Genomic DNA, 26049 nt, shown 5'->3' with positions numbered 1-26049 from the left:
GTATACGGATGTACGCACCAGGGAAAGACTAGACCAAGACGGCGCGCAGAATATCACGGCAGATGGCCTTTATGCGCCGTTTGGCCAATTGACAGCTCTAAATCGCGGGTTTTAACGCGCCAGTGTCAAGCCCGACAGGCGCGACCTGGGGTCACAGGCCTGGAACTCTCACGCAAAAGGCTGTTCTAGACACCTTCGCCGCCTGTTGCGTAGCATCGGCGGCTCTCCTTCGTGCGTTCCATCCACATAGAGTTACCCATGACTATCCAGCAAACACCCGGGCACGTGCTGCCCGCGCGCAGCGCCGCCAAAATGGAAGCTGCCATGGCCGTGGGCGCCTTTGCGATCGGCACCGGCGAATTCGCCATCATGGGCTTGATGCCCGACATCGCGCAGAACCTGGGCTTGAGCGAACCGCAAGTCGGCCACGCCATCAGCGCCTACGCCCTGGGCGTGATGGTCGGCGCGCCGCTGCTGGCCATCCTCGGCGCCAAGCTGCTGCGCAAACATATGCTGCTGTTGCTGATGGGGCTGTATGCCCTGGGCAACCTGGCCACGGCGTTTACCCCGACCTTCGGCTCACTGGTGGCGTTCCGCTTCATCAGCGGCCTGCCCCACGGCGCCTATTTCGGGATTGCTGCGGTGGTCGCCTCGAGCATGGTGCCCAACGACAAACGCGCCGGCGCCGTAGCCCGCGTGATGATGGGCCTGACCCTCGCCATGCTGCTCGGCAACCCCATCGCCACCTTCCTCGGCCAGCACCTGGGCTGGCGCTCGGCGTTTGCGTTGGTCAGCGTGATAGCCCTGTGCACCATTGCGCTGGTCTGGCAATTCGTACCCCACCGCCACGACGAACAACGCAGCGACCCGCGCAAGGAGCTGCGCGCCTTCACCAAACCGCAGGTGTGGATGGCGCTGTCCATCGGCGCGATTGGCTTTGCCGGGATGTTCTGCGTATTCAGCTACCTGGCGCCGACCATGCTTGAAGTGACCAAAGTCTCGCCGCAGTGGATTCCCTTCGGCCTCGCCGCCTTTGGCGTGGGCGGCATCATCGGCAACATCGCGGGCGGCAAGCTGTTTGATCGCCTGCAATTTCGCGCTGTGGGCTGGATCATGGTGTGGTCGATGGCCGTGCTGATCTTCTTCACCTTCGCCGCCAGCTCGCTGTGGAGCGTGCTGCTGGGCATCGGCCTGGTCGGCACCATGATCGCCATGGCGGCGCCGCTGCAAATTCGCTTGATGGACATCGCCCATGAAGCGCCAAGCTTGGCGGCGGCGTCGAACCATGCGGCGTTCAACCTGGCGAACGCGCTGGGGCCGTGGTTGGGCGGGATGGCGATTACGGCCGGGTATGGCTGGACCAGCACGGGTTACATTGGTGCGGTGACTGCGCTGATCGGGCTCGGCCTCTACCTGATTGCAAGGCGCATGAAAGGCGGGCACTGAACGGAATAAAAGCGGGCCCTGAATTGTTATGGTGATTCAAACCACCCCAACATAAAACGAAGGGCCCCATGGACATCACTCTCCCCTTACTAAGCATCCTCGGCGCCATTGCCATCGGCGCCGCCAGCCCCGGCCCCAGCTTCGTCTTCGTCACCCGCACCGCCATCGCCCTCTCCCGGCGCGACGCACTCGCGGCGGCCATGGGCATGGGCGTCGGCGGCGTGGTGTACGGCGGGCTCGGCCTGTTCGGCCTGCAAACGCTGTTGGCCAAAGTGGAATGGCTGTACGTGATCCTGAAAATACTCGGCGGGGCCTACCTGGTCTGGCTGGCCATACAGCTGTGGCGCTCGGCAAAAAGCCCGATCGTCGTCCCCACCACCGCCGATGGCCGGCCGCAAAGCGCGCGCAAATCCTTCACGCTGGCGGCGGTGACGCAACTGAGCAATCCGAAAGCGGCGATTGTGTACGGCAGTATCTTCGCGGCGTTCTTGCCGGCGCACGCCCCGGTCTGGACGTTTGCCGTGCTGCTGCCGGCAATCTTTGCGATTGAGGCCGGTTGGTACACCGTTGTCGCGCTGGCGTTCTCGTCGGAACGGCCTCGCGCAGCGTACCTGCGGTCAAAGCACTGGTTTGACCGCACCGCCGGCCTGGTCATGGGGGCGCTGGGCCTGCGCCTGATCCTGGGCTCAGCTCACGTCCAAGCTTAATCCGAACACCCATCCCTATAGTGAGCGGGCTCGCCCCGCGCTGGGCTGCGAAGCAGCCCTACGCCTTATCAATCGTCATGCATCAGCCCCGCCCCATACTCCCCATAACTGCTCCCCAACCCACTGCCGCCAAAATTCATCTTGGCGGCTTTACTCGGGCTGTGATCACCGAACGCCTGGCATCCCCCCGAAAAACAAGGGTCACTGCTCCCGCCCGACGACCCCGACGAACAAGCACTCAACAGCAACGCACCAGCGACCATCACCACTTTGACGAGGTTCGAGATCATGTTTTCAGTTCCCTATGGACAGGAGGCGCGGAGGTCCTCTCTTGAAGAGGATCGTAGACCTCGAAGGCGTGGGCGATCATGAAACTTTGCGGGGGGACAGGGAGGGTTCAGGTTGTCTCTTCGTGGCGCGTCGGGACTTACCCTGCCCAAATGCCATGGAATAAAGGTCGGCGACTGCGTGTTGTGTTCCTAGTCATTTCAAGATCATAAGGAACACAGGTGATGATCCAAAACTACAGCGCCTTCCCCAACATCACCCTGGAATCAGCCAGCCTTGAATTCATGAACAACCTGATCACCGCGCTGCAAAGGATCGAGTCGAGAAACACGGGGCGCGAACTGCTCAAGGAAATCAATGAGCTTTGCGGCCCAAGTACTGGTAAAACCATCAAGATCATCGCTATCGCCAGCGATTACTCGACGACGCCGAACACTTGCGCCTCCGTCGGCAATTCAACCGACGCCTTGAAAAAGTGGATTTTCAAAGGGCCCGGCACCAGTGTCGAAGTGACATGGAACCCGTATTCCAGCCTGGCACTGGACGCCCAAGGAGTTCCAACCGGAATGAGCTATGAAGACAGCTCGACGAGCTTCATTGGCCTGGCCCACGAACTAGTACACGCCTATCGCATTCTGCGCGGCACTTACCTGGGAGGCAGCAACATCAAGGAAGAAACCCGGGCGACGGGCATTGGTGATTCGGCGAGCAAGAAGTTCAGTGAAAATAGCATTCGCGCTGAACATAGCTTGCCGCGGCGAACTGCTTATTCGAGGTGAATGGGGATCGGGGACTGCCTCCAATGTTCACGCAAAACAAATATCCGGCACAGCACTGCGAGAAACGCAGCAAACGCCTCTGCCACACCCAAGAGGCATCCCTGATAAACTGCGCGCCATTCGCCTCGTTGACTCAGATCGCCCATGTCTCTACAAATTGCGCCACTCTCTCGCCGCTTTAGCGTTGCCCCCATGATGGATTGGACGGACCGCCACTGCCGCTACTTCCTGCGCCTGCTCTCCAAGCACGCCCTGCTCTACACCGAGATGGTTACCACCGGTGCCATCCTCCACGGCGACCACGACCGCTTCCTGCGCCATAACGAAGCCGAGCACCCGCTTGCACTTCAGTTAGGCGGCAGCGTCCCCGCTGATCTGGCCGCCTGCGCTCGCATGGCTGAGGTCGCCGGTTACGACGAAGTGAACCTGAACGTCGGCTGCCCGAGCGACCGGGTGCAGAACAACATGATCGGCGCGATCCTGATGGCGCACCCTGCCCTGGTGGCCGATTGCGTGAAGGCGATGCGCGACGCAGTGTCGATTCCGGTGACGGTGAAGCACCGTATCGGGATCAATGGGCGGGACAGTTATGCCGAGTTGTGTGATTTCGTCGGGACGGTGAGGGATGCTGGGTGCACCAGTTTTACGGTGCATGCGCGGATTGCGATCCTGGAGGGGTTGTCGCCGAAGGAGAACCGCGACATTCCGCCGTTGCGTTATGACGTGGCGGCGCAGTTGAAGCGTGATTTCCCGGCGCTGGAGTTCATTCTCAACGGCGGAATCAAGACGTTGGAGCAGTGCCATGAGCATTTGCAGACGTTTGATGGGGTGATGCTGGGACGTGAGGCTTATCACAATCCGTATTTGCTGGCGGAGGTGGATCAGCAGTTGTTTGGCAGTGCGGCGCCGGTGATCAGCCGGGCCGAGGCATTGGTGCAATTGCGGCCTTATATTGCCGAGCATTTGGCGAGCGGTGGCTCGATGCACCATGTTACTCGGCATATTTTGGGGCTGGGGAACGGGTTTCCGGGGGCGCGTAAGTTCAGGCAGTTGTTGTCGGTGGATATTCATAAGGCGAGTGATCCGCTGGCGCTGCTGGACCAGGCCGGGGCGTTGCTGGAAGGACGGTAACCGCTCTCAACCGACGGTCTTAAGGCAGTCAATCAAGGTCTCGATAAACCGCTGCAACGAAGGTGGCAGTGTGCGTTTGGGCATGGTCAGGACTTGAACGGAGCGGTCGGCAAACCGGGGGTTTGTCAGCGGGATCGACACCAGCTCATCGCTGCCATTCACCCGTTGGCTGATTGCACCGCCTAAGGCGACGGTGTCGGTGTGGCGCACAAACTCGTGGATGGCCCCGGAGTAATTGCAGGTCATCACGTGGTTGAAGGCCAGCCCTTCCATTTCACAGACCAGGTCGAACAGCTGCCGCTGGGTCGTGCCTTTGGGGGTGAGTGCCAAGGGGAACGGCGCGAGTGCGGTCAGGGGTAATTGCTTGTGCGTCGCCAGTGGATGGCCGGCGCGCATGATCGCGCGTATCGCCGAGCGGCCTGAATAGAGGATCTCGACGCCATCGGTCGGCTCTGTGCTGAACGTCAACCCGACGTCGGCATCGCCACGCTTCACTTTCTCTGCGCATTCGAACGGTGACATCACCTCCAACACGTACTGGAAATCCGGGTGTTGCCTGTAATGCTGGATCAGCACGTTCGGCAGAAAATAACGCGACAGGCCTTCCGTCGAGACCAGGCGAATAACGCGCGCGCCGGGGTAATCACCGCCGCGCAGCTCCGACAGCAGCGCTTGTTCCTCCAGCGAGGCGCGCCTGGCGTGGTGGGCCAGCGCGCTGCCCGCCGCCGTCGGTTCCATGCCCCGGGGCCGACGCTCGAACAAGGGCACACCGATACTCTCCTCCAACAGGGCGATCTGGCGGCTGACCGCGCTGGGGGCGATATGCAGGCGTTCACCGGCGGCGGCCAGCGAACCTGAATCAAACACAGCCAGAAAATAACGATAATCCATGGGTTTCTCGCGCATATAGGCATCTATTAATTAGAAGCCAGTCTTCAAAAAACAGCAATATACAGTACGATGGACGACTTCTATATTGGCCTGAATCACTCAGCCTTTATCGGAACGCTCATGTCCAAGCAACACGCACTCGACAGTGTTCGCCACGCCTTCACTGACGGTCATTTCGAAGCCGACTTGCGTCGCCGGGTCGCTATTCGTAGTGAAAGTCAGGCCCCCGGCCAAGCGCCGGAATTGACGCGGTACCTGCAAGAGGAAGTACAACCGGCGCTGGAGCGAATGGGGTTTGAATGCCAGGCCCTTGAGAACCCGAAGGGCGCGGGCCCACTGCTGTTTGCTTCGCGCCATGAAGCAGCGGACCTGCCGACGGTGCTGACCTACGGGCATGGCGACGTTGTGCTCGGTTATGCCGAGCAATGGCGTGAAGGCCTTAACCCGTGGGCGCTGACCGTGGAAGGCGACCGTTGGTATGGCCGCGGCACCGCCGATAACAAAGGCCAGCACAGTATCAACCTGACGGCGCTGGAGGCGGTGATCAACGCCCGCGAGGGGCGGCTGGGGTTTAACGTCAAGGTGCTGTTCGAGACTGGCGAAGAATGTGGCTCGCCCGGATTGCGCGAGGTCTGCACGGAGCATCGCCAATTACTGCAAGCCGATGTGTTCATCGCCTCGGACGGCCCGCGCTTGAGTGACAACCGCCCGACGATTTTTCTCGGTTCTCGCGGCTCGGCGCTGTTTTCCCTTGAGGTGCAGGCTCGCGATAAGGGCTTGCACTCTGGCAACTGGGGCGGCGTGATGTCCAACCCGGCCGTGGTGCTGGCCAACGCACTGGCCAGCCTGGTGGATCAGAACGGCCGTATGCTGTGCCGGGGGCTGGTGCCCTCCTCCATCCCCGGCTCAGTGCGTGAAGCTATCCACGACCTGGGCATTGATCAACATTCCCTCGGCCGTCCGCTGGACGTTGATTGGGGTGAGCCGGGCCTCACCTTGGGTGAACGGCTCTTTGCCTGGAATACCCTGGAAATCCTCGCGTTCACGGCGGGCAATCCGGCCAAGCCGGTGAATGCCATTCCACCGTCGGCGATTGCGCATTGCCAATTGCGCTTTGTGGTCGGCACTGACTGGAAGAACCTGGAACCGCTGCTGCGCCAGCAGCTGGATGCTGCGGGCTTCCACGGCGTCAAAATAACGGTTGATCGTTGCACACCCGGCACTCGACTAGACCCTGATAACCCCTGGGTACGCTTCGCGAAAAAAGTCATCAGCGACATCACCCCCCGACAGATCGCCGTGCTGCCCAACCTTGCCGGTACGCTGCCCAACGACATTTTTGCTGATGTGTTGGGGTTGCCGACCTTGTGGATTCCACACTCTTACCCAGGCTGTTCGCAACATGCGCCGGATGAACATCTGCTGGGTTCGGTGGTGCTCGAAGGCCTGCAAATCATGACCGCGCTGTTCTGGGAACTGGGCGATATGGCGCAAGCCCGCGCATAAAAAACAGGGCCCTGATCCACCCTTTATCTCTGCCGCTCACACACTTACAAAAAGCCAGGAGCGTCGAACATGACAGCGTTGTCGTCCACACCCGCCACACCGGCCTTCGAACGGGCCCAGCCCCTCTGGAAACCGGTTGGTGCCGCCTTGATCGGCAACACCCTTGAATGGTTTGACTTGTCGGTCTACGCCTACTTTGCGTTAACCATCAGCAAGGTATTTTTCCCTGCGGCAGACCCGGCAGTGTCGCTGTTTCTGGCGTTCGCGACATTCGGCATCTCTTTTCTGATTCGTCCGCTGGGCGCTGCAGTTCTGGGCTCCTATGCCGACCGGCAAGGCCGCAAGAAAGCCTTGAGCCTGTCCATCCTACTAATGTTGATCGGCACGGCGATGATCGCGGTGATGCCCAGCTATGCCGCTATCGGGGTCATCGCCCCCCTAGGCATTCTGTTCGCGCGCCTGCTGCAAGGGTTCTCCGCCGGTGGTGAGTTCGGCAGCTCAACCGCGTTCATGATGGAACACGCGCCGCAAAAGACTCGTAACTTTGTCGCGAGCCTGCAATTTGCCAGTCAAGGCTTCGGCGTGGTGATCGCCTCGTTGTTCGGCTACTTCCTGACGACCAGCCTGGATGATCATCAGATGCTTGAATGGGGTTGGCGGGTGCCGTTTTTCTTTGGTCTGATTCTGGGCCCGGTAGGGCTTTATATCCGCCGTACGGTGGATGAGTCGCCTGACTTCAAGGAGAGCGAGCCGGGTTCGCAGCCTTTAAGGGAGGTATTTTTTTCACAGAAGACCTTGCTGCTGGTCGCGATGGGCGTGCTGATCGTGTCGACGGCGTCCAATTTCATGATGAAGTACATGCCGTCCTATGCCTCAACCACGTTGAATATTCCACAGTCGTCGGGCTTTCTGGCGACGCTGACCGGCGGTCTGATCCTGACCCTGGTGACACCCATTGTCGGGTTCATCGCCGGGTTCGTCAGCCGTATCAAGATCATGCTGTGGGCCTCGATCATCTACATCCTGAGTATTTTTCCGGCCTTCGTCTGGCTGAACAAAGTGCCGAGTGCAACATCGTTATTGCTGGTTGTCTCGATGATGGCGCTGATCAAGGCCGTGTACTTTGCACCGCTGGCCTCACTCATGGCCGATGTGTTCCCGATCCGTACCCGGGTGACGGGCATGTCGTTGAGCTACAACCTGTCAGTGACGATCTTTGGTGGATTTGCGCCGGTGATTGCCACGGGGCTGATCGCGTTGACGGGTTCGCAGTTGGCGCCGAGCTTTTACTTGATCCTGGCGGCGGCGCTTAGTATCAGTGCCTTGCTGGTTGCCAAGCGGAAATTGAGGTTGTCGTAAGTCAGTCCGCGTGACACCAGGTTTGCGGTGATCGTGAAGGCGCTATCGCCGGCAAGCCAGCTCCTACAGGGGGGCGGGTTGTCTGGAGGGCAGTTGGGTTGAACCTGCGGGTGGTTTTGGCCTCCTATTTAGCAGCAAGGCCGGTGTTTCAAACGGCTGTTTTCAGGATGTTGCCCTCGCAAACGATCGAACGCATTTGCGCCCTTGAGCGCCTGTCGGCGCTCGGGTAATGTCATCAGACCCATAGGACAGAGCACGCCCATGACTTCCAAGCTGGAACAACTCAAGCAATTCACCACTGTCGTAGCCGATACCGGCGACTTTTCCACCCTCGCCAAACTCAAGCCGCAAGACGCCACCACCAACCCTTCCCTGCTGCTCAAGGCCGCGTCGATTTCGGCCTATGCGCCGTTGCTGGATGAGGCTGTAAAGGACTGCAACGGTGACGTGGGTCTGGCCAGTGACCGTTTTGCGGTGGCGGTGGGTCAAGAGATTCTGAAGGTAGTGCCAGGTCGCATTTCCACTGAGGTGGATGCACGCCTGTCGTTCGACGAAGCGGCCATTCTCAAGCGTGCGCACCGTCTGATCGACCTGTACGAAAAGGCTGGCGTTGGCCGTGACCGCGTACTGATCAAGATCGCGTCCACCTGGGAAGGCATCCGCGCGGCGGAGAAACTGGAAAAAGAAGGCATCCAGACCAACCTGACCTTGCTGTTCTCCTTCGCCCAGGCCGTGGCGTGTGCTGAAGCAGGCGTGTTCCTGATTTCGCCGTTCGTGGGCCGTATCTACGACTGGTACAAGAAGGCCAACGGCAACGACTACACCGGCGCGGATGATCCGGGCGTGCAGTCGGTGACGCGCATCTACAACTACTACAAGGCCAATGGCTACAAGACCGTGGTGATGGGCGCGAGCTTCCGCAACCTGAGCCAGATCGAAGAGCTGGCCGGGTGTGATCGCCTGACCATCAGCCCGGACCTGCTGGAGAAGTTGGCGGCCGACGAAGGCAAGCTGGAGCGCAAGCTGTCGCCAGGCCATGCCGGTGAAGCGCGTGTGCATTTGACTGAAGCGCAGTTCCGTTGGGAGTCCAATGAGGACGCGATGGCGACTGAGAAGCTGGCGGAGGGGATTCGTCAGTTTGCTCGGGACCAGGAGAAGCTGGAGGCATTGCTGACTGCCAAGTTGTAAAAGGCGGCGGTTGCAAAAAGGGCGGCACCTTTGCGGGTGCCGCCCTTTTTTATAATTCGCCGATCTAAAGCCCTGCGCAGTTCACTGTAGGAGCTGGCTTGCCAGCGATAGAGGTGGGTCAGTGACAAATTTGGTGGCTGACACGCCGCCATCGCTGGCAAGCCAGCGCCTACACGGGGCGCGGTCTGTCAGTGGCGCTCGAGGGCGTTGACGAGGTCGTGGAAGGCTTCGCGGTTGGACTCGTTGAGCCCCATCAGGATCTTGTGCGCTTCCAGCACCTTGACCCGCACCACTTCCTCGGACTGGTCCTGGGATGGCAGGTCGGTCAGGCATTCCGGGCAGGGGATCGGGCGATCAACAATGTTGAACACCTGGTCGAAGCCCATGGACTGCAGCAGACGGGTGATGTCTTCGTGGGTGGTGACGACCGTAGGCAACAGGCCGACCTTCTGCCGAGACAGAATGGACAACTTGGCCAACAGCCCAAGGGTGGTGCTATCGATGCTGCGGGTTTCGGTCAGATCGATCACGATCGCCGAGAAATTCAGCGCTGTGAAGATCCGCTCAATCGTCGCATCCAGCGCCGAACACAAGGTCAGGCGCACTTCACCGACAAACTTCAGGACGAAGGTCCCGTCTTGCTCGGCGAATTGGATTCTTCCGGTACTCATCAAAGATTCCTGCTCAACACCAATAGGGCGATATCATCCGGCATCTCCCCTAGCGTGGCCAATCCAAACACTTGCCGCAGGCCATCCAGGCTGCCGCCCGCCGACTTGACCTTTTGGGGCAAGGCGGCTTCTTTCTCCTTGAGTGTAGGCTCTGGAAGCAGGTCCAGGATGCCGTCGGACATCAGCGTAAGGCTGAAGGTCGGCGGCAGCTCCAGGATGTGGTCTTCGTAGGTGGCTTCATTGAACAAGCCCACCGGCAGACCACGCCCGTCCAGGTAACGCACACTGTCAGGAGTGTATAAAACAGGCATCGGCAGGTGACCGCCAATACTGTAGGTCAAAAGACCGGTTTCTTCATCGATCACGCCGCCGACCATCGTCACGTGCTTGCCCAGCTTGCAGCTGATCAGGCCTCGGTTGATGTGGCCCAGCACCTCGGAGGGGGTGAACTCCGGCAAGGTGCCATTGCGCTTGGATTCGAACAACAGCCGTGTGGTCATGAACTTCAACAACACGGTCACAAAAGCAGAGGAAGCTCCGTGGCCGGACACATCGGCCAGGTAGAACGCGACACGCCGCTCATCGACGCGGAAGTAGTCGACAAAATCACCCGACAGGTACAACGACGGGATGATCTGGTGCGCAAACTGGAAGTCATCGATGGTCCAGGGGCTGATCGGCAGCATGTTCATCTGCACCTGGCGACCGGCATTCTGGTCTTCCTGGAGCAGGTTCAGGCTGGCTTCGAGTTCGCGGTTGGCGGTTTCGAGCTTTTCGCGGTAACGCTGGTTTTCCAGCAGCAGGCGTGCACGGTCCAGCGCTCGACGCACCGAGTGCTCCAGCACAGCCAGGTCTTCGAGGGGCTTGATCAGGTAATCGGCGGCGCCCAGGCGCAGGGCCTCGACGGCATCGTTCATCACCCCGGCACCGGACACAACGATCACGGGCGTCTGTGGGGCAAGGTCGGTCACCTGGCGAATCAGCTCGAGGCCGCCCATCTGAGGCATGCGCAGGTCGCAGATCACAAGGTCGGGCTTGTCGCGCTCGAACACCTGGAGACCCTGTTGGCCGTTGCCGGCCTGCAGGACGCTGAAGCCACTGTCTTCCAAATAGGCCGCGAGGCTCGCGCGCACTACTTCGTCGTCATCGATTATCAGCAGCGTGGCACTGGTTTTTTGCATGTGGGCAAACGGCGCCAGAATTAGGTTGGCGTAGGTGGCTCGACAATGGCCGGGCTCACGTACTGGATTCGCTTTCTAGCCACTCTGTCCTACAAAGCACGGGCTTTTGGCCTACGCACAACAGTAAAGCAGAGGTGCCCTTCTAAGGCGCAGACGGTACTCCCATCCGCCAGGGGTTTCAAGCTCATGCCGATGGTCGCCGAGCGTCTTTACACCGCAAATCACCGGGAGTTATAAGAACAGCAACAACCACAACACAAAGTAAGGATGGAACCTGTGAGCGAACACGAGCGCGACTACGCCGAAAAACGCGATTTCATCCGCATGCGAGTGGATGCCGATGTGTCGCTGATCCACGCCGGGCAGGAGATTGCCGGGGTTTGCGTGGACCTTTCCAGCTCTGGCATGCAGGTGCAGGCCCCTCGCCAGTTTCAGGTGGGTGACAGGCTCACCGTACGCATCGACTCGGAGCACGCCGCTCTCAGGGGCCTGGAGGCCGATACCGAAGTGGTGTGGGCCAAGGCGAGCGGTGAAGACCAGCACCTGGGCCTCAAGATCCTGAAGATGCACTAAAAAGCCGCACACAAAAAAAGGCGACCACTGGGGTCGCCTTTTTCATTTCAAAACATCACGACTTAAAAGTCGTCGACCACCTTGCCGTCCTTGACCTTGAACTCACGGTTCTGCAGGTAAGCGTTACGGATGAAGGTGTACTTGTCGCCGGTGATCAACTTCTCGCTGTCGAGCAGGCTGGCACGGGTATCGACAATGTTCAGGCCGAAGGTGCTGTTACGCCAACCGATGTCGTTCATGTAACGGTACGGCTGGGTATAGCTGTCGACGTATTTGGACGGTGCGTCACGCAGGGTGCTTGGGCCCAGCAGGGGCAACATCACGTAAGGACCGCTGCCGACGCCCCAGTAGCCGAGGGTTTGGCCGAAGTCTTCGTCGTTGCGGTGCAGGCCCATTTTGGTGCCCACATCAATAAAGCCCAGCACGCCAAAGGTGGTGTTCACCAGCAAACGAGCCGTGTCGACGCCCGCTGCGTGGGGCTTGAGCTGCAACACGTCGTTGGCAAAGTTGCCGACATCGCCGATGTTGCGGAAGAAGTTATGAATGCCTGTCTGCACGAACTGCGGGGTGACGAACTGGTAACCCTGGGCCAATGGCTTGAGCGCGTAGGTATCAACGGTGTCGTTGAAGGTGAAGATCGGGCGGTTGACGCTTTCCCATGGATCGTCTTCCGACGCGGCCTGGGCGGCAAACGGGGCCAATAGAACAGTGGCACACACAGATAGCTGAGCGAAGTAGTGGCTCCAGCGCATAGCTTTGGCTCCTTGAATAGTCTGTCATGGGCGCTATGCCCTGAATAAGACCGTCAGTATATGACGGAAGTGTCAAATTAGGCAGTCGGTAGGAATTGTCTTAATGATAAATGCACAAAATCCCTACAATTACTCATAAGTGTCATCCGCTTGTCATCCGATCTCGATAGCGTCACAGCTATTTCAGGGATCTCGAAATGCCTCACGCCGAAATTGCCGTTGCCAGCGCACCCTCATTGACTGCCGTGCTGTTTGGCCTGAGTGGCTGCCTGGTGGATTTCGGTTCCCAGGCGCGCACCGACGCCCCCGCCCCCGATTCACAAGCCACGCCCGGTGCCCTGGCTATCCTGCGTAGCCTCAAGGAGCAAGGCATCCCCTGTGCCTGGCTGGACGAGCTACCCGCCACGGTCACCACCCCGCTGGCCGCCACACTGCCCAAGTGGATTAAAGCCACTTCCCCCTCAGCTATCCGCTGGCCTGCGCCAAACGCCTGTTGGCAAGCCTTGATGGAGCTGAATATCGAGCGGCTGGAAGGCTGCGTCCTGGTCAGCGGTGAGCCACGCTTGCTGCAAGCCGGCCTGAATGCCGGTTTGTGGACCATCGGCCTGGCGTCCTGCGGCTCCTTGTGCGGCCTGGCGCCCGAGCAATGGCAGGCACTCACCGAGCAACAACGCGAGCACAAGCGCGGCAAGGCCACGGTTGCGCTGTACGGGCTGGGGGTTCACTCGGTGATCGATCACCTTGGCGAACTGGGCACCTGCCTGGCCGATATCAGCCTGCGCCAGCTCAAAGGCGAGAAGCCCTGACACGGATCATGCACGCTCGGCGCCAGTGGATTAATCTACAGGTCAGCCCGTAGACCTTTCTCGGCGTGCCGTGGTCTATGCCAGTGCCTATCGATAAAAGGAAATACGTCATGCCTGATCGCAAAAAACTCGAAGAACAGGTCGAAATCCTGCGCGGGCAGTTGGTACAGGAACCGCCGCTGTCGGAAGAAAAACGTGAAGCGCTGGAAGCCTTAATTGCCAAGTTTGAATTGCAGCTTGAACTTGAGCCGGCGACTCAAACGCCGAGCATCTCCGACGATGTGAACCAAGCCGCCATAGAATTCGACGCTGAGCACCCGGTCATTTCCGGGACGTTGCGCAATATCATGATCACCTTGGGCAATATCGGGATCTGATCCCGATTCAAACTCAACCGCAGACCTCAATGTGAGGGCTGGCCTTTGTGGGAGCTGGCTTGCCTGCGATGCAGACACCTCGGTTTTTCAGTTGCGCTGAGTTGATGCTATCGCAGGCAAGCCAGCTCCCACACAAGCCAGCCCCCACAGTCAGTTTTTGGGTGAGGTTTACTGGCGAGCCAGGCGCACGTTCGGGAACGCCACATCCTCAGTGCTGCGGTACGGGTTGATATCCAACCCACCCCGGCGCACATACCGCGCATACACCGTCAACTTCTCCGGTTTCAGCAGGCGTTGCAGGTCGAGGAAGATCCGCTCCACACACTGCTCATGGAAGTCCGAGTGCTGGCGAAAGCTCACGATGTACTCGAGCAGGCTGGCGTGATCCAACGCCGAACCACGGTACTCCACCACCACACTCCCCCAATCCGGCTGGCTGGTGACCGGGCAGTTGGATTTGAGCAGGTGGCTGTGCACGCTTTCCTCCACAACACGCGAATCATCGCAGCGCAGCAGTTCCGGGCGCGGATGTTCATAGCTGCTGACGTTGATATCCAGATCATCGATGCACACGCCCGGCAAGGCCATCACGCCTTCAGCCTCGATTTCGGCCAGTTTGCGAATACGCACGGTCACGGGCTTGCCGGCGGCCGCGCTGAGGTCGGTGCGCAGGGTCGCTTCCAGGCTCGCCGTGTCGGCGAATGCGGTCTGGTTCAACGAGTTGAGGTACAGCTTGAAGGACTTGGACTCGATGATGTTCGGCGAGTCGGCCGGGATGCTGAACTCGCCGATGGCCACCACCGGCTTGCCCGACGGCAACAGCCAGGACAGTTCGAAGCAGTTCCAGAAATCCACGCCTTTGTAAGGCAGGGTCTCGGCGCTCAGGCCCAACTCGGCCCACTTGGCGGCGCGAGGGATCGGAAACAGCAACGACGGGGTGTAGGTGGAGATGTATTCACTGGACTTGCCCAGCGGCGAATGTTCGGCTGCGGGATGCATGGCGGAAACCTGGCTAAATAAACCGCGCCAGTCTACCAGCCTTTGCCCCCGCGCCTAAGCGCCGCCGGATCATTCGACGTTGAGCTTGCCCACCATGCCCGCTTGGTAGTGGCCCGGGAGGTTGCAGGCAAACTCCAGGCCCGTGGCCTTGGTGAACGTCCAGGTCAGCTCGGCGGTTTTACCGGGCTCCACCAGCACGCTGTTGGGGTCATCGTGCTTCATGCCGCCCATCTCACCGTGGCCCATGGCGCTGTGGTCCATTTTGCCCATGCCGGTGGCGGTAAGCATGCCACTGGCCTGCATCTGCAGCATTTCCTTCTGGTGCTCGGCATGCATCGCCGCGTCGCCCAGGTTGAATTCGTGAAGCAACTGGCCTTTGTTGACCAGCACAAAGCGCACCGTCTCACCGGCTTTTACGTCGAGGGACTTGGGCGAAAAGGAAATATCCTGCAGCGTCACTTCCACAGTGCGTGTGGCTTTATCGGCCGTCGCCGGCTGGCCAAACGAATACGTGTGGGCAGCATCGGCAATCGCATCAAAACTCAACGCCAACAGGCAACCCGCCAACAACAGGGGTGTACGCAACGCCATCGCTCTTCTCCAAAAATGTATGACTGGCCAGGGGAGCACTCTAAGATTGCGCCGCTGCCAGCCAGCTGACTGCTAGATTACAACTTTGTAAGGTTGCGCCCCTGCCCTGCCACCCACGGTATAAAGCCCGTCGTCACCCGTTGCCAAGAGTTGCCCATGAAACTGCTGATCGTCGAAGACCAACCCAAGACCGGCCATTACCTGCGCCAGGGCCTGGCCGAGGCGGGCTTTACCACCGAACTGGTGGCCGACGGCATCACGGGCCAGCACCTGGCGCTGACCGGCGACTTTGACCTGCTGATCCTCGATGTGATGCTGCCCGGCCGCGACGGCTGGCAAATTCTCCAGGCCGTGCGCAATGCCGGCCTGGATATCCCGGTGCTGTTTCTCACCGCCCGCGACGCTGTGGAAGACCGCGTCCACGGCCTGGAACTGGGCGCCGACGACTACCTGGTCAAACCCTTTGCCTTTTCCGAACTGCTCGCCCGGGTGCGCAGCCTGTTGCGCCGTGGCAGCAGCACGCCCCAGGAAACCGCGCTGCAATTGGCCGACCTGCGCCTGGACCTGATCCGCCGCCGCGTAGAGCGGGATGGTCAACGCATCGACCTCACCGCCAAGGAGTTCTCCCTACTGGAACTGCTATTACGGCGCCAGGGCGAGGTGCTGCCCAAATCGCTGATTGCCTCCCAAGTGTGGGACATGAACTTTGACAGCGACACCAACATCATCGAGGTTGCGATCCGCCGCCTGCGCCTGAAAGTCGATGACCACTACCCCAACAAACTGATCCATACGGTGCGCGGCATGGGCTATGTGCTGGAGGAGCGCCTCAATTGATCAAGCGCCTGTCCCTGGCCAGCCGCCTGGCACTGCTGTTTGCCGGCTGCACCGCCGTGGTGTCGTTGTTGGCAGGCGTGTTGTTCAACCACGCCAGCGAGGCGCACTTTATCGAGCTGGACCAACAACTGCTCGACAGCAAGCTGGTGGCGCTGCGCAGCACGCTGCAAGGAGTCGACTCCGCCGCGTCTTTCGCCGAGCGAGAAGCGCAATTGCGCACCGAACTCAACCGCCAACCTGACCTTGCCCTGCGCATCACAGCGGCCGGGAAACGCTGGTTCGACGGCGCGCCGGATGTCGCCCTGCCGACGGCGCCCGGCCTGCATAGCCTGCAAAATGCCGGCACCGACTATCGCGTCTACAACACACCGTTGACAGTCGGCCAAGCCGACTCGCCGCAACTGACCCTGATGCTCGACATCACCCACCACCAGCACTTCCTGCAACGCATGCAACACCTGATCTGGCTCACCGTCGGCCTCTCCGCCCTGGCCACCGCACTGCTCGGCGCCTGGGCGGCACGCAGTGGGCTGCGACCCTTGCGGCGCATGGGTGAAGTGGCTGCCAGCGTCTCGGCCCATTCGCTGACTCAGCGCCTGCCGCAGCAGCAAATGCCCGTGGAACTGGCCGAACTGGCCCAAACCTTCAACGCCATGCTCGGCCGCCTGGATGATGCCTTCCAGCGCCTCTCGGCGTTCTCTGCCGACATCGCCCATGAACTGCGCACGCCGTTGTCGAACCTGCTGACCCAGACCCAGGTCATCCTCACCCAACCACGGCCGCTGGAGGATTACCGTGAGGCGCTGCACAGCAACCTCGAAGAGCTGCAATGGATGGCGCAGCTGGTCAATGACATGTTGTACCTGGCCAAGGCGGATCACGGCTTGCTGGTGCCCAAGCGCGAAACCTTGGCGCTGGAGGATGAGGTCGATGCGCTGCTGGAGTTCTTCGCGCTGCTGGCGGAAGACGGGAACGTCACCCTGATGCGCGAGGGCACTGCCCATACAACGGGCGATCGCGGGATGTTGCGCCGGGCATTGTCGAACCTGCTGGATAACGCGTTGCGGTTTACCCCGCCCGGTGGCGAAGTGCGCGTGCGCATTGAAGACGGGGTAAGACTATCGGTGGAGAACACCGGGGAAGGTATTCCAGCGGAACTGCTGCCGAGGTTGTTTGATCGGTTCTACCGGGCGGACCCGGCGCGCCGTGAAGGCAGCAGTGAGCATGCAGGATTGGGGTTGGCGATTACCCAATCGATCGTGCGGGCCCATGGGGGGAGGATTTTTTGTGAGTCTGGGGAGGGGTGGACAAGGTTTGTAATTGAGTTGCCTGCCTAATCGCCATCGCTGGAAAGCCGGCTCCTACAGGTAAAACGCAATCCACTGTAGGAGCCGGCTTGCCGGCGATAGCAGTCTAAAGGCTTATGAATATCTCAGCGCATGCGCCGGCTCAATCTTCGCCGCCCGATACGCCGGGTACAAGGTCGCCAGAAAGCTCAACACAAACCCGGCCGTGCAGATCAGCACCACATCCCCACCCTGCAGCTCCGAAGGCAGGTTGCTGACAAAGTACACGTCCGAACTGAAGATGTGCTGGCCGGTCACCCGCTCCATCCAGCCCACCAGCTCACTCACGTTCAGCGCCGCAATCACGCCCAGAACGCCGCCGATCAAAGTGCCGACGATGCCGATCACCGTGCCCTGCACCATGAAGATCGCCATGATCTGCCGGGGCGTGGCGCCGATGGTGCGCAGGATCGCGATGTCCGCGCCCTTGTCGTTCACGACCATGATCAGGGTAGCGATGATGTTGAACGCCGCCACGGCCACGATCATCAGCAACAGCAGACCGATCATGGTCTTTTCCATTTTCATCGCGCTGAACAGGCTGCCCTGGGTGTGGGTCCAGTCATCCGGCTTGTAGGCCGCGCCCAGGCTAGCGGCAATGTCTGCCGAAACCTTGGGGGCGGCGTACAAATCCTTTACCGCCAGGCGCACGCTTTGCACCTGGTTGGGCTGCCAATGCTGGATCTCGGCGGCATCAGCCATGTTGATCAGCGCCATGGAACCGTCCAGCTCGGCACCGACCTTGAAGATACCGACCACGTTCAAACGCTGCATGCGTGGGGTGATGCCGCCCGGAGCAGTGCTGATTTCCGGCACGATCAGGGTGAGTTTGTCGCCCACGTTCAAGCGGAAACGGCGCGCGGTGATGTCGCCAATGACCACGCCGAACTCACCGGCCTTGAGGTCTTGCAGGCTGCCTCGCACGATGTGCTGGGCGACGATCGACACCTTGCCTTCCTGGTCCGGGTCGACGCCGCTGATCTCGATCGGCTGCATCGCACCTTTGTAGGAGAACATGCCGTCCATCTGCGTGAACGGTACGGCAGCGGTCACTTCCGGGTTTTTCATGGCGGCAGCAGCCACCGGCTGCCAGTCGTCGATGGGGTTCACGCCAACGATGGTCGCGTGGGGCACCATGCCAAGGATGCGTGAGCTCATTTCACGCTGGAAGCCGTTCATCACCGACAGCACCACGATCATCGCCAGCACGCCCAGGGCGAGGCCGATCATCGAAGTCATCGAGATAAACGAGACAAAACGGTTGCGGCGCTTGGCGCGGGTATAGCGCGTGCCGATGAAAATCGATAACGGTCTGAACATTCGCGGGCACCGTTGGAAAAATAGAAAACCCGGTGCCTGGCACCGGGCTTGAAACAGGTCAGATGGCGACCAGATGACCTTCCTGCAGGTGCAATACACGGTCCATCTGGCGAGCCATGCTCATGTCATGGGTCACCACCAGGAACGCGGTGCGCATCTGGGTACTCAGCTCCAGCATCAAGTCCTTGATGCCCTGGGCAGTGTGGGAGTCGAGGTTGCCGGTAGGCTCGTCGAGCATCACCAAGCCCGGGTTGTTCACCAGGGCGCGGGCGATTGCCACACGCTGGCGCTCGCCACCCGACAGTTCAGCCGGTTTGTGCTCCAGGCGATGGCCCAGACCGACGCGCTCCAGCAACGCCTTGGCACGCTGGCGGGCTTCCGGGATCGCGGTCTTGCCGATCAGCAGCGGCATGCACACGTTTTCCAGGGCGGTGAATTCCGGCAGCAGGTGGTGGAACTGGTACACAAAACCGAGCGAACGGTTGCGCAACTGGCCACGGGCCTTCTCGCCCAGGGCCGACAGTTCTTCACCCGCCAACCAAACGCTGCCCTTGGACGGCGTATCAAGGCCGCCCAACAGGTTCAGCAAGGTACTTTTGCCGGAACCGGAACTGCCGACGATCGCCACGCGCTCGCCCGGGTGCAACTCCAGTTGCAGGTCTGACAGCACCACCACCGACTCAGGGCCTTCCTCGTAGGATTTGCCCAGGTTGCGGCAGCTCAGGATTGCTTTTTCACTCATGCCCGATTCACTCATAACGTAAGGCCTGTGCTGGCTGGGTACGTGCCGCGCGCCAGGCTGGATACAGGGTGGCAAGGAAACTCAATACCAACGCGGCGCCGCCCACCATCAACACGTCCTGGGCCTGAACCTGGGACGGCAAGTAGTCGATGAAGTAGACGTCGGCGTTGAGAAACTTGTGGCCGATCAGGGTTTCAAGGCCGGCGATGGCGGCGCTGACATTCAGCGCGGCCAGAATGCCGACGGCGGTGCCGATCAAGGTGCCGACCACGCCGATCACGGTGCCCTGCACCATGAAGATCGCCATGATCTGCCCCGGCGTGGCACCAAGGGTGCGCAGAATCGCGATATCGCCCTTCTTGTCGTTCACCACCATCACCAGCGTGGAGATGATGTTGAAGGCCGCCACCGCAACGATCAGCAACAGCAGCAGGCCGATCATGGCTTTTTCCATGCGGATGGCCTGATACAGGTTGCCGTGGGTACGGGTCCAGTCGCGGGCGTAGTACTGGGACTCACCCAGGTGCTGGGCGATTTCCCACGAGGCACGCGGCGCATCGAACAGGTCGTTGAACTTCAGGCGCAGGCCCTGCACCTGGTCCGGCTGCCAGCGGTGCAGGCGGGCCAGGTCGGTGAGGTTGGTGAGGCCCAGATAACCGTCGATTTCACCAGCGCCCACGTGGAAGGTGCCGACCACGGTGAAGCGCTTCATGCGCGGGAACATGCCGGCCGGGGTCACGGTGACTTCCGGGGCGACGAAGGTGAGCTTGTCGCCCAGGCCCACGCCGAGCTTGGCCGCGGCCTTGTCGCCGATCACGATGCCGAACTCGCCGGGCGCCAGGTCATCGAGTTTGCCCGAGAGCATGAACTTGTCGATGATCGAGACCTTGCGCTCCTGGGCCGGGTCGATGGCATTGAGCAGGATCTTCTGCACCTTGCCGTCATTGGTCAGCAGCCCCTGCATCTGGGTAAACGGCGCGACGGCCAGCACCTTGGGGTTCTGCTTGACCTTCTCGGCCAGGCTTTGCCAGTCGCTGATGGGCGCATCGCCTTCGATGGTCGCGTGGGGCACCATGCCCAGCACGCGGGTGCGCATCTCATGATCGAAGCCGTTCATCACCGACAGCACCACGATCATCACGACCACGCCCAAGGCGAGCCCGATCATCGAGGTCAAGGAAATGAACGACACAAAATGATTGCGGCGCTTTGCACGGGTATAACGCGTGCCGATAAATACGAAGAGAGGTCTGAACATGTCGGGGCTTGTTCGGAGGAAAAGAAGACGTCCCGGTGGCGGGGTCTGGTAAGCAGCTTTACACTCTGACCATCACCGTTACCTGGGGTTCGCCATGTCGACATTAGATGAAGAAGAACGCCGCGAATACTACCGTATCGACGACATGATCGCACTTCAAATCAAAAGCCTCTCCACCCCCGAAGCGGCGAGCAAGGAAGTGTTGCTGGATGATTCACCGCTGTTCAATCTGCTCAGCGAACTGCACCTCAGCGAATTCGAAGCCCAGCACCTGTTGCGCCAGATCAGCGAGAAGGACCGCAGCCTGGCTGCGTTCCTCAAAGTGCAGAACAAACGCCTCGATCTGCTCAGCCAGATCATGGCCCGCGGCCTGCTGGATGAGGTCGGCGCGCCGCAGCCGGTGATCATTTCCGAAGGCGGCATCGACTTCCAGCACCCTACCCCGCTCGCCACCGGCGCGCACCTGGCGGTCAAGCTGGTGTTGATGCCCCAGGCGCTGGGCCTGCTGCTGCGCGCACGGGTCACCCACTGCGACCCCAAGGGCAATGGTTTTGACGTAGGCACGGAGTTCGAGTCCATGACCGACGCCCAACGCCAACTGCTCGCCCGCTACATCCTGCAGAAACAAGCCCAGGAACGACGCCTGGCGCGGGAACAAAGCGACGCCAAAGACACCTGAATACGTATTCACCCCGCCAGACACCCTGGCGCATAGGAGCAACTGTGACCCTGATTTACGGCCATCGCGGTGCCAAAGGCGAAGCACCGGAAAATACCCTGACCAGCTTTCAGGAGTGCCTCAAGCACGGCGTGCGCCGTTGCGAACTGGACCTGCACCTGTCCATGGACGGCGAGCTGATGGTCATCCACGACCCCACCCTCAAGCGCACCGCCGACCGGCGCGGCAAAGTCGTCGAGTATTCGGCGGCGGACCTGGTGAAGATGGACGCGCGCAAAGGCGGCCCGGGTTGGGTCAAACCCTGCCCGATCCCACGCCTGGAACAACTGTTCGAACAATGCGACTTCGATCACTGGCAGCTGGAAGTCAAAAGCGCCTCGCGCACCCGCGCGGCAACCACCGTGCTGGCGATTCGCGAGATGGCCGTGCGCCATGGCTTGATGGACAAAGTCACCGTGACTTCAAGTTCGCGGGAAGTGCTGAAAGCGGCGGTTGAACTCACCCCGGACCTGTCACGCGGCCTGGTCGCCGAATACGCCTGGCTCGACCCGTTGAAGGTCGCGCAAAACTACGGTTGTGAGATTCTGGCGTTGAACTGGACGTTGTGCACCCCTGAGCGTCTGGAAAAAGCCCAACGCCAGGGCTTGCACGTGTCCGTGTGGACAGTCAACGAACCTGCGCTGATGCGCAGGCTCGCCGACTTCGGCGTAGATAGCCTGATTACAGACTTTCCCGGTTTGGCCACTGCCACCCTCGAGAATTACTGAAATCGGTCTCCCCGGCCGGCTCAGGCCACCGGCCGGAGCCGCTCAAAAAAGCCGGTTGAGGCCGTCGTAGGCCGCTACCCGATAGGCTTCAGCCATGGTCGGGTAGTTGAACGTGGTGTTCACGAAATACTTGAGGGTATTTTGCTCACCCGGCTGGTTCATGATGGCCTGGCCGATGTGCACGATCTCCGACGCCTGGTAGCCGAAGCAATGCACGCCGAGGACTTCCAGGGTCTCACGGTGGAACAGGATCTTCAGCATGCCTTGCGGCTCACCGGCGATCTGCGCACGCGCCATGCTCTTGAAGAACGCCTTGCCCACTTCATAAGGCACCTTGGCCTTGGTCAGTTCGTGCTCGTTCTTGCCGATGGAGCTGATCTCGGGAATCGTGTAGATCCCGGTCGGCACGTCGTTCACATAACGCCAGCTGCCATTGTCGACGATGCTGCCAGCGGCCGAACGACCCTGGTCATGGGCGGCACTGGCCAGGCTCGGCCAGCCGATCACGTCGCCAGCGCCGTAGATGTTCGGCACGCAGGTGCGGTAGTTCTCGTCCACCTCGATCTGGCCACGGCTGTTGACCTTGACCCCGATGTTCTCCATGCCCAGCTTGTCGGTGTTGCCGGTACGGCCGTTGCACCACAGCAAGGCGTCGGCCTTGATCTTCTTGCCGGACTTGAGGTGCAGGATCACCCCGTTGTCCAGGCCTTCGACCCGCTCGTACTCTTCGTTGTGGCGCACGGTGATGTTGTTGTTGCTGAAGTGGTAGCTCAACGCCTGGGAAATTTCCGAGTCGAGGAAGCTCAGCAATTGGTCGCGGTTGTCCACCAGCTCCACCAGTACACCCAGGCCGCTGAAGATCGAGGCGTATTCACAGCCGATCACGCCCGCGCCATAGATGATCAGTTTGCGCGGGGTGTGACCCAGGCTCAGGATGGTGTCGCTATCGTAGATACGCGGGTGGTGGAAATCGATATCGGCCGGGCGGTACGGGCGCGAACCGGTGGCGATGATGATGTGCTTGGCCACCAATTTCTCGACCACACCGTTGGGGCATACGACTTCAACGGTTTGCTCGTCGGCGAAGCTGCCGGTGCCAAAGAACAGGTCGACACGGTTACGCGCGTAGTAACCGGTGCGCGAGGCCACTTGCTTGGAGATGACTTTCTCGGCGCTCTTGAGCACGTCCGGGAACGAGAACCAGCGCGGCTCACCAATGGCCCGGAACATCGGGTTGGTGTTGAACTGCATGATCTGGCGCACTGAGTGACGCAAGGCCTTGGACGGGATGGTACCCAGGTGGGTGCAGTTACCGCCGACCTGGCGACGGCTATCGACCATCGCCACCTTGCGCCCTGCCTTCGCGGCGTTCATCGCCGCACCTTCTCCAGCCGGGCCGGAACCCAGTACCACCACGTCGTAGTTGTAGACAGCCATGCGTACTCCTCAGAACAGGCCAGGCGTACGGTTGGACGCCGGGCTAAATCATGCCGCGGCCAGCGGTCATGAAGGACAATTTGGCTCAAGTGTGTGAACCGGGGCACAGTCTATATAAGGCTCAACGCCGCGCACATTAACCCTTGGTCGCGTCGTAGGCCAGTATTGCCTTAACTACACGCTTAGGAAATTGCAATTACACTGTCGCCACGCACCTTTGCAGGACGAGCCATTATGCGGCATGTCGTTTTCTGTTTATTGCTGATGTTGTCGATCACGGTGCAGGCCAGTGAAGCGGACCGCCTCAAGCAGGCCAACTTCCCCACCCAATCCCACGCGTTGGCGCTGAAAAACCAGGCGGTGCTGGTTTACTTATGGGCCGATGTGTACGCCGCTGCGCTATACACCCCGGCCAACCTCAGCGCGAAGCAGGCCTGGGACGGGCATAAGGATCTGCGCCTGGCGCTGTACTACTTTCGCAACATCGACCGCAGCGACGTGATCAAGGCCGCCACCACCGCCCTCGAACGCCAGCAAACCGCTGCCACCCTGGCCCGCTTGAAGCCTGAACTGGATCAACTGCATGCCCGTTTCCGCGACATCCGCAGCGGCGACCGCTACGCCCTGGATTTTCGTCCCGGGCGCGGCCTGGACCTGGAGATCAATGACCAGGTGGTGTTCAGCAGTCGCAACGACGAGCTGGCAAAGGCTTACCTGGGCATCTGGCTCGCGCCCAAAGGCCTGTCCGATAGCCTGCGCAATACCCTCCTCAACTGACCGCCTCCCAAAACCACCACAACCCTCTGTAGGAGCTGGCTTGCCAGCGATAGCGATCGTCAGGCGGATACTCTTTAACCGACACACCGCTATCGCTGGCAAGCCAGCTTCTACAAGGTTTTCATCATTGGCATTTAGTCAGCTTGCTATCGGTTTCTGTTGCGGGTAGTGGCCAATACACATATGGTTACAAAACACCGCAAGGACGAACAGCGACCAGGGAATCACTAATAAGATAGCCAAGATGAGTGAATGACATGTCCACTTCAACGGGCAAAGGCAAAGCGATTTTTCGCGTTGTCAGCGGTAACTTCCTCGAAATGTTCGACTTCATGGTCTACGGCTTCTACGCCACGGCCATTGCCAAGACCTTCTTTCCCACCGACAGCGCCTTTGCCTCCCTGATGCTGTCCCTGGCGACCTTCGGCGCCGGCTTCCTCATGCGCCCACTCGGCGCCATCTTCCTCGGCGCCTACATCGACCGTCACGGCCGCAAGAAAGGCCTGGTGATCACCCTGGCCCTGATGGCCGCCGGTACCATCCTTATCGCCTGCGTGCCCGGTTACGCCACCCTTGGCGTCGCCGCACCGCTGCTGGTGCTGTTCGGCCGCTTGCTGCAGGGCTTCTCGGCCGGCGTCGAGCTGGGCGGTGTGTCGGTGTACCTGGCGGAAATCGCCACGGCCGGCCGCAAAGGCTTCTTCGTCAGTTGGCAGTCTGCCAGCCAACAGGCCGCGGTGGTGTTCGCCGGTTTGCTGGGCGTGGGTCTGAACCACTGGCTCAGCCCCGAACAAATGGGCGATTGGGGCTGGCGCGTACCGTTCCTGATCGGCTGCCTGATCGTGCCGGTGATCTTCGTGATTCGCCGCTCCCTGGAAGAAACCCCTGAATTCCAGGCGCGCAAGCACCGCCCTACCCTGCAGGAAATCGTCCGCTCAATCGGTCAGAATTTCGGCGTTGTCATCGCTGGCATGGCGCTGGTGGTGATGACCACCGTGTCGTTCTACCTGATCACCGCCTACACCCCGACCTTCGGCAAGGCCGAGCTGCACCTGTCGGATTTCGACGCGTTGCTGGTGACCGTCTGCGTGGGTATTTCGAACTTCATCTGGTTGCCGGTGATGGGCGCAGTGTCCGACAAGATCGGACGTAAACCCCTGCTGCTGGGTGCAACGATTCTGGCGATTCTTACGGCGTATCCGGCGCTGTCGTGGCTGGTGGTCAACCCGAGTTTCAGCCACCTGCTGATCGTGCTGTTGTGGCTGTCGTTCCTGTACGGCTCGTACAACGGCGCGATGGTGGTGGCGCTTACCGAGATCATGCCGGTGGAAGTGCGTACCACCGGGTTCTCTCTTGCCTATAGCCTGGCGACGGCGACTTTTGGTGGGTTTACGCCGGCGGCGTGTACCTACCTGATCCATGTGCTGGACAACAAGGCGGCACCGGGGATTTGGTTGAGTGGCGCGGCGGTGTTGGGGTTGATTGCGACGCTGGTGCTGTTTAAAGGCAATCGGCATGAGTTGAGGACGGCGCAGGCTTCTGTCGTCGGTGGCGCCGGATGAGTCGCCATCGCAGGCAAGCTGAACTGGTCAAGTATTCTTGGACACCATTTAAGGTTCATGCCGCCAGTCTCTCCCTGACGAC

27 protein-coding genes are annotated in these 26049 nt (G+C 60.4%); 16 read left to right on the top strand and 11 right to left on the bottom strand.

All coding sequences use genetic code 11. The features are described 5' to 3' along the window. The first annotated feature begins 258 nt into the window (after nt 1-258). Nucleotides 259-1446 carry an MFS transporter gene (locus AC07SU_RS28035; RefSeq protein ID WP_176995378.1) on the top strand — a complete coding sequence of 396 codons (1188 nt, stop codon included), beginning with the start codon at nt 259-261 and terminating at the stop codon, nt 1444-1446. A gap of 68 nt (nt 1447-1514) precedes the next feature. After that, nucleotides 1515-2153: a LysE family translocator gene (locus AC07SU_RS28030; protein WP_494998906.1), complete on the top strand. Its 639-nt coding sequence runs from the start codon at nt 1515-1517 to the stop codon at nt 2151-2153. A gap of 68 nt (nt 2154-2221) precedes the next feature. Here the strand turns inward: AC07SU_RS28030 and AC07SU_RS28025 are convergent, their stop codons facing one another. Then, on the bottom strand, nt 2222-2443 hold the full coding sequence (locus AC07SU_RS28025) for a hypothetical protein (protein WP_494998905.1): 222 nt from the start codon (nt 2441-2443) through the stop codon (nt 2222-2224). 222 nt (nt 2444-2665) lie between these two features. Here AC07SU_RS28025 and AC07SU_RS28020 point away from each other — a divergent pair, with 222 nt between their 5' ends. After that, nucleotides 2666-3220, top strand: coding sequence for a M91 family zinc metallopeptidase (locus AC07SU_RS28020; RefSeq protein WP_494998904.1), 555 nt, complete (start codon nt 2666-2668; stop codon nt 3218-3220). A gap of 144 nt (nt 3221-3364) precedes the next feature. After that, nucleotides 3365-4351: a tRNA dihydrouridine(20/20a) synthase DusA gene (dusA, locus tag AC07SU_RS28015; protein ID WP_494998903.1), complete on the top strand. Its 987-nt coding sequence runs from the start codon at nt 3365-3367 to the stop codon at nt 4349-4351. A gap of 6 nt (nt 4352-4357) precedes the next feature. Here dusA and AC07SU_RS28010 read toward each other — a convergent pair whose 3' ends face one another. Then, on the bottom strand, nt 4358-5242 hold the full coding sequence (locus AC07SU_RS28010; RefSeq protein ID WP_494998902.1) for a LysR family transcriptional regulator: 885 nt from the start codon (nt 5240-5242) through the stop codon (nt 4358-4360). A 120-nt stretch (nt 5243-5362) separates the two neighbouring features. Between AC07SU_RS28010 and AC07SU_RS28005 the strand changes: the two genes are divergently transcribed. The 3 genes from AC07SU_RS28005 (at nt 5363) to tal (ending at nt 9295) form a co-directional block, all read left to right on the top strand. Beyond that, nucleotides 5363-6748, top strand: a complete 1386-nt coding sequence (locus AC07SU_RS28005; protein ID WP_494998901.1) for a M20 family metallopeptidase — start codon at nt 5363-5365, stop codon at nt 6746-6748. 69 nt (nt 6749-6817) lie between these two features. Further along, nucleotides 6818-8107: an MFS transporter gene (locus tag AC07SU_RS28000; protein WP_494998900.1), complete on the top strand. Its 1290-nt coding sequence runs from the start codon at nt 6818-6820 to the stop codon at nt 8105-8107. Between the two features lie 261 nt (nt 8108-8368). Beyond that, the gene (tal, locus tag AC07SU_RS27995; RefSeq protein WP_178921152.1) at nt 8369-9295 is read left to right on the top strand and encodes a transaldolase; all 927 of its coding nucleotides are present in this window, start codon (nt 8369-8371) and stop codon (nt 9293-9295) included. Nucleotides 9296-9483: 188 nt separating this feature from the next. On the opposite strand, the gene rssC is transcribed toward tal, so the two are convergent. Then, complete coding sequence (gene rssC / locus AC07SU_RS27990) at nt 9484-9966, bottom strand: anti-sigma factor antagonist RssC (RefSeq protein WP_003172602.1); 483 nt, start codon at nt 9964-9966, stop codon at nt 9484-9486. Next, nucleotides 9966-11147 (bottom strand): two-component system response regulator RssB, encoded by a 1182-nt coding sequence (rssB, locus tag AC07SU_RS27985; RefSeq protein WP_176995364.1) that lies wholly within the window; start codon nt 11145-11147, stop codon nt 9966-9968. The genes rssC and rssB overlap by 1 nt, the downstream gene beginning before the upstream one ends. 276 nt (nt 11148-11423) lie before the next feature. Here rssB and AC07SU_RS27980 point away from each other — a divergent pair, with 276 nt between their 5' ends. Then, complete coding sequence (locus AC07SU_RS27980; RefSeq protein WP_176995363.1) at nt 11424-11720, top strand: PilZ domain-containing protein; 297 nt, start codon at nt 11424-11426, stop codon at nt 11718-11720. A 62-nt stretch (nt 11721-11782) separates the two neighbouring features. On the opposite strand, the gene AC07SU_RS27975 is transcribed toward AC07SU_RS27980, so the two are convergent. Further along, complete coding sequence (locus tag AC07SU_RS27975) at nt 11783-12472, bottom strand: MlaA family lipoprotein (RefSeq protein WP_176995362.1); 690 nt, start codon at nt 12470-12472, stop codon at nt 11783-11785. Nucleotides 12473-12669: 197 nt separating this feature from the next. On the opposite strand from AC07SU_RS27975, the gene pcrP reads away from it, so the two are divergent. Continuing rightward, nucleotides 12670-13278 carry an HAD superfamily inactivated hydrolase PcrP gene (gene pcrP, locus AC07SU_RS27970; protein ID WP_259173425.1) on the top strand — a complete coding sequence of 203 codons (609 nt, stop codon included), beginning with the start codon at nt 12670-12672 and terminating at the stop codon, nt 13276-13278. 110 nt (nt 13279-13388) lie between these two features. Continuing rightward, complete coding sequence (locus tag AC07SU_RS27965) at nt 13389-13655, top strand: DUF4404 family protein (RefSeq protein ID WP_176995360.1); 267 nt, start codon at nt 13389-13391, stop codon at nt 13653-13655. Nucleotides 13656-13823: 168 nt separating this feature from the next. Here AC07SU_RS27965 and queF read toward each other — a convergent pair whose 3' ends face one another. Together queF and copI are read right to left on the bottom strand one after the other, a co-directional pair. Continuing rightward, nucleotides 13824-14654: an NADPH-dependent 7-cyano-7-deazaguanine reductase QueF gene (gene queF, locus AC07SU_RS27960; RefSeq protein ID WP_494998899.1), complete on the bottom strand. Its 831-nt coding sequence runs from the start codon at nt 14652-14654 to the stop codon at nt 13824-13826. A 69-nt stretch (nt 14655-14723) separates the two neighbouring features. Continuing rightward, nucleotides 14724-15245 (bottom strand): copper-resistant cuproprotein CopI, encoded by a 522-nt coding sequence (copI, locus tag AC07SU_RS27955; RefSeq protein ID WP_494998898.1) that lies wholly within the window; start codon nt 15243-15245, stop codon nt 14724-14726. A gap of 156 nt (nt 15246-15401) precedes the next feature. Here copI and AC07SU_RS27950 point away from each other — a divergent pair, with 156 nt between their 5' ends. Both AC07SU_RS27950 and AC07SU_RS27945 read left to right on the top strand, forming a co-directional pair. Continuing rightward, nucleotides 15402-16082 carry a heavy metal response regulator transcription factor gene (locus tag AC07SU_RS27950; protein ID WP_494998897.1) on the top strand — a complete coding sequence of 227 codons (681 nt, stop codon included), beginning with the start codon at nt 15402-15404 and terminating at the stop codon, nt 16080-16082. Then, nucleotides 16079-17419: a heavy metal sensor histidine kinase gene (locus tag AC07SU_RS27945; protein ID WP_494998896.1), complete on the top strand. Its 1341-nt coding sequence runs from the start codon at nt 16079-16081 to the stop codon at nt 17417-17419. Before AC07SU_RS27950 ends, AC07SU_RS27945 begins: the two co-directional genes overlap by 4 nt. An 84-nt stretch (nt 17420-17503) precedes the next feature. On the opposite strand, the gene AC07SU_RS27940 is transcribed toward AC07SU_RS27945, so the two are convergent. From AC07SU_RS27940 to AC07SU_RS27930, 3 genes are read right to left on the bottom strand one after another with little or no spacing between them, the layout of a single operon-like run. Then, a complete protein-coding gene (locus AC07SU_RS27940) occupies nt 17504-18748 on the bottom strand; it encodes a lipoprotein-releasing ABC transporter permease subunit (RefSeq protein WP_176995355.1) in 1245 nt (414 codons plus the stop codon). A gap of 58 nt (nt 18749-18806) precedes the next feature. Next, nucleotides 18807-19490 carry a lipoprotein-releasing ABC transporter ATP-binding protein LolD gene (gene lolD / locus AC07SU_RS27935; RefSeq protein WP_163000979.1) on the bottom strand — a complete coding sequence of 228 codons (684 nt, stop codon included), beginning with the start codon at nt 19488-19490 and terminating at the stop codon, nt 18807-18809. Between the two features lie 7 nt (nt 19491-19497). Further along, a complete protein-coding gene (locus tag AC07SU_RS27930; protein WP_176995353.1) occupies nt 19498-20748 on the bottom strand; it encodes a lipoprotein-releasing ABC transporter permease subunit in 1251 nt (416 codons plus the stop codon). A gap of 94 nt (nt 20749-20842) precedes the next feature. Here AC07SU_RS27930 and AC07SU_RS27925 point away from each other — a divergent pair, with 94 nt between their 5' ends. Both AC07SU_RS27925 and AC07SU_RS27920 read left to right on the top strand, forming a co-directional pair. Further along, nucleotides 20843-21427, top strand: a complete 585-nt coding sequence (locus AC07SU_RS27925) for a PilZ domain-containing protein (protein ID WP_176995352.1) — start codon at nt 20843-20845, stop codon at nt 21425-21427. Between the two features lie 44 nt (nt 21428-21471). Further along, on the top strand, nt 21472-22194 hold the full coding sequence (locus AC07SU_RS27920) for a glycerophosphodiester phosphodiesterase (RefSeq protein ID WP_494998895.1): 723 nt from the start codon (nt 21472-21474) through the stop codon (nt 22192-22194). 42 nt (nt 22195-22236) lie between these two features. On the opposite strand, the gene sthA is transcribed toward AC07SU_RS27920, so the two are convergent. Beyond that, the gene (sthA, locus tag AC07SU_RS27915; protein ID WP_176995350.1) at nt 22237-23631 is read right to left on the bottom strand and encodes a Si-specific NAD(P)(+) transhydrogenase; all 1395 of its coding nucleotides are present in this window, start codon (nt 23629-23631) and stop codon (nt 22237-22239) included. A 234-nt stretch (nt 23632-23865) separates the two neighbouring features. Here sthA and AC07SU_RS27910 point away from each other — a divergent pair, with 234 nt between their 5' ends. Next, nucleotides 23866-24408 (top strand): chalcone isomerase family protein, encoded by a 543-nt coding sequence (locus AC07SU_RS27910; RefSeq protein ID WP_494998894.1) that lies wholly within the window; start codon nt 23866-23868, stop codon nt 24406-24408. Nucleotides 24409-24665: 257 nt separating this feature from the next. Then, complete coding sequence (locus tag AC07SU_RS27905) at nt 24666-25967, top strand: MFS transporter (protein WP_494998893.1); 1302 nt, start codon at nt 24666-24668, stop codon at nt 25965-25967. The last annotated feature ends 82 nt before the right edge of the window (nt 25968-26049 follow it).

The sequence above is a fragment of the Pseudomonas sp. GW821-FHT05H12 genome (assembly GCF_059419385.1).
This window is presented reverse-complemented; position numbering and strand designations above follow the sequence as displayed.

Bases quoted from the DNA above. Each gene is read 5' to 3' on its own strand.
- AC07SU_RS28000 (WP_494998900.1), top strand. From the start codon at position 6,818: ATGACAGCGTTGTCGTCCACACCCGCCACACCGGCCTTCGAACGGGCC.
- AC07SU_RS27940 (WP_176995355.1), bottom strand. From the start codon at position 18,748: ATGTTCAGACCGTTATCGATTTTCATCGGCACGCGCTATACCCGCGCC.
- AC07SU_RS27905 (WP_494998893.1), top strand. From the start codon at position 24,666: ATGTCCACTTCAACGGGCAAAGGCAAAGCGATTTTTCGCGTTGTCAGC.
- AC07SU_RS28005 (WP_494998901.1), top strand. From the start codon at position 5,363: ATGTCCAAGCAACACGCACTCGACAGTGTTCGCCACGCCTTCACTGAC.
- pcrP (WP_259173425.1), top strand. From the start codon at position 12,670: ATGCCTCACGCCGAAATTGCCGTTGCCAGCGCACCCTCATTGACTGCC.
- AC07SU_RS27975 (WP_176995362.1), bottom strand. From the start codon at position 12,472: ATGCGCTGGAGCCACTACTTCGCTCAGCTATCTGTGTGTGCCACTGTT.
- rssC (WP_003172602.1), bottom strand. From the start codon at position 9,966: ATGAGTACCGGAAGAATCCAATTCGCCGAGCAAGACGGGACCTTCGTC.
- AC07SU_RS28025 (WP_494998905.1), bottom strand. From the start codon at position 2,443: ATGATCTCGAACCTCGTCAAAGTGGTGATGGTCGCTGGTGCGTTGCTG.
- AC07SU_RS27965 (WP_176995360.1), top strand. From the start codon at position 13,389: ATGCCTGATCGCAAAAAACTCGAAGAACAGGTCGAAATCCTGCGCGGG.
- lolD (WP_163000979.1), bottom strand. From the start codon at position 19,490: ATGAGTGAAAAAGCAATCCTGAGCTGCCGCAACCTGGGCAAATCCTAC.
- dusA (WP_494998903.1), top strand. From the start codon at position 3,365: ATGTCTCTACAAATTGCGCCACTCTCTCGCCGCTTTAGCGTTGCCCCC.
- AC07SU_RS27910 (WP_494998894.1), top strand. From the start codon at position 23,866: ATGCGGCATGTCGTTTTCTGTTTATTGCTGATGTTGTCGATCACGGTG.
- AC07SU_RS27950 (WP_494998897.1), top strand. From the start codon at position 15,402: ATGAAACTGCTGATCGTCGAAGACCAACCCAAGACCGGCCATTACCTG.
- AC07SU_RS28010 (WP_494998902.1), bottom strand. From the start codon at position 5,242: ATGGATTATCGTTATTTTCTGGCTGTGTTTGATTCAGGTTCGCTGGCC.
- rssB (WP_176995364.1), bottom strand. From the start codon at position 11,147: ATGCAAAAAACCAGTGCCACGCTGCTGATAATCGATGACGACGAAGTA.
- sthA (WP_176995350.1), bottom strand. From the start codon at position 23,631: ATGGCTGTCTACAACTACGACGTGGTGGTACTGGGTTCCGGCCCGGCT.
- AC07SU_RS27925 (WP_176995352.1), top strand. From the start codon at position 20,843: ATGTCGACATTAGATGAAGAAGAACGCCGCGAATACTACCGTATCGAC.
- AC07SU_RS28035 (WP_176995378.1), top strand. From the start codon at position 259: ATGACTATCCAGCAAACACCCGGGCACGTGCTGCCCGCGCGCAGCGCC.
- queF (WP_494998899.1), bottom strand. From the start codon at position 14,654: ATGCATCCCGCAGCCGAACATTCGCCGCTGGGCAAGTCCAGTGAATAC.
- AC07SU_RS28020 (WP_494998904.1), top strand. From the start codon at position 2,666: ATGATCCAAAACTACAGCGCCTTCCCCAACATCACCCTGGAATCAGCC.
- AC07SU_RS27930 (WP_176995353.1), bottom strand. From the start codon at position 20,748: ATGTTCAGACCTCTCTTCGTATTTATCGGCACGCGTTATACCCGTGCA.
- AC07SU_RS28030 (WP_494998906.1), top strand. From the start codon at position 1,515: ATGGACATCACTCTCCCCTTACTAAGCATCCTCGGCGCCATTGCCATC.
- copI (WP_494998898.1), bottom strand. From the start codon at position 15,245: ATGGCGTTGCGTACACCCCTGTTGTTGGCGGGTTGCCTGTTGGCGTTG.
- tal (WP_178921152.1), top strand. From the start codon at position 8,369: ATGACTTCCAAGCTGGAACAACTCAAGCAATTCACCACTGTCGTAGCC.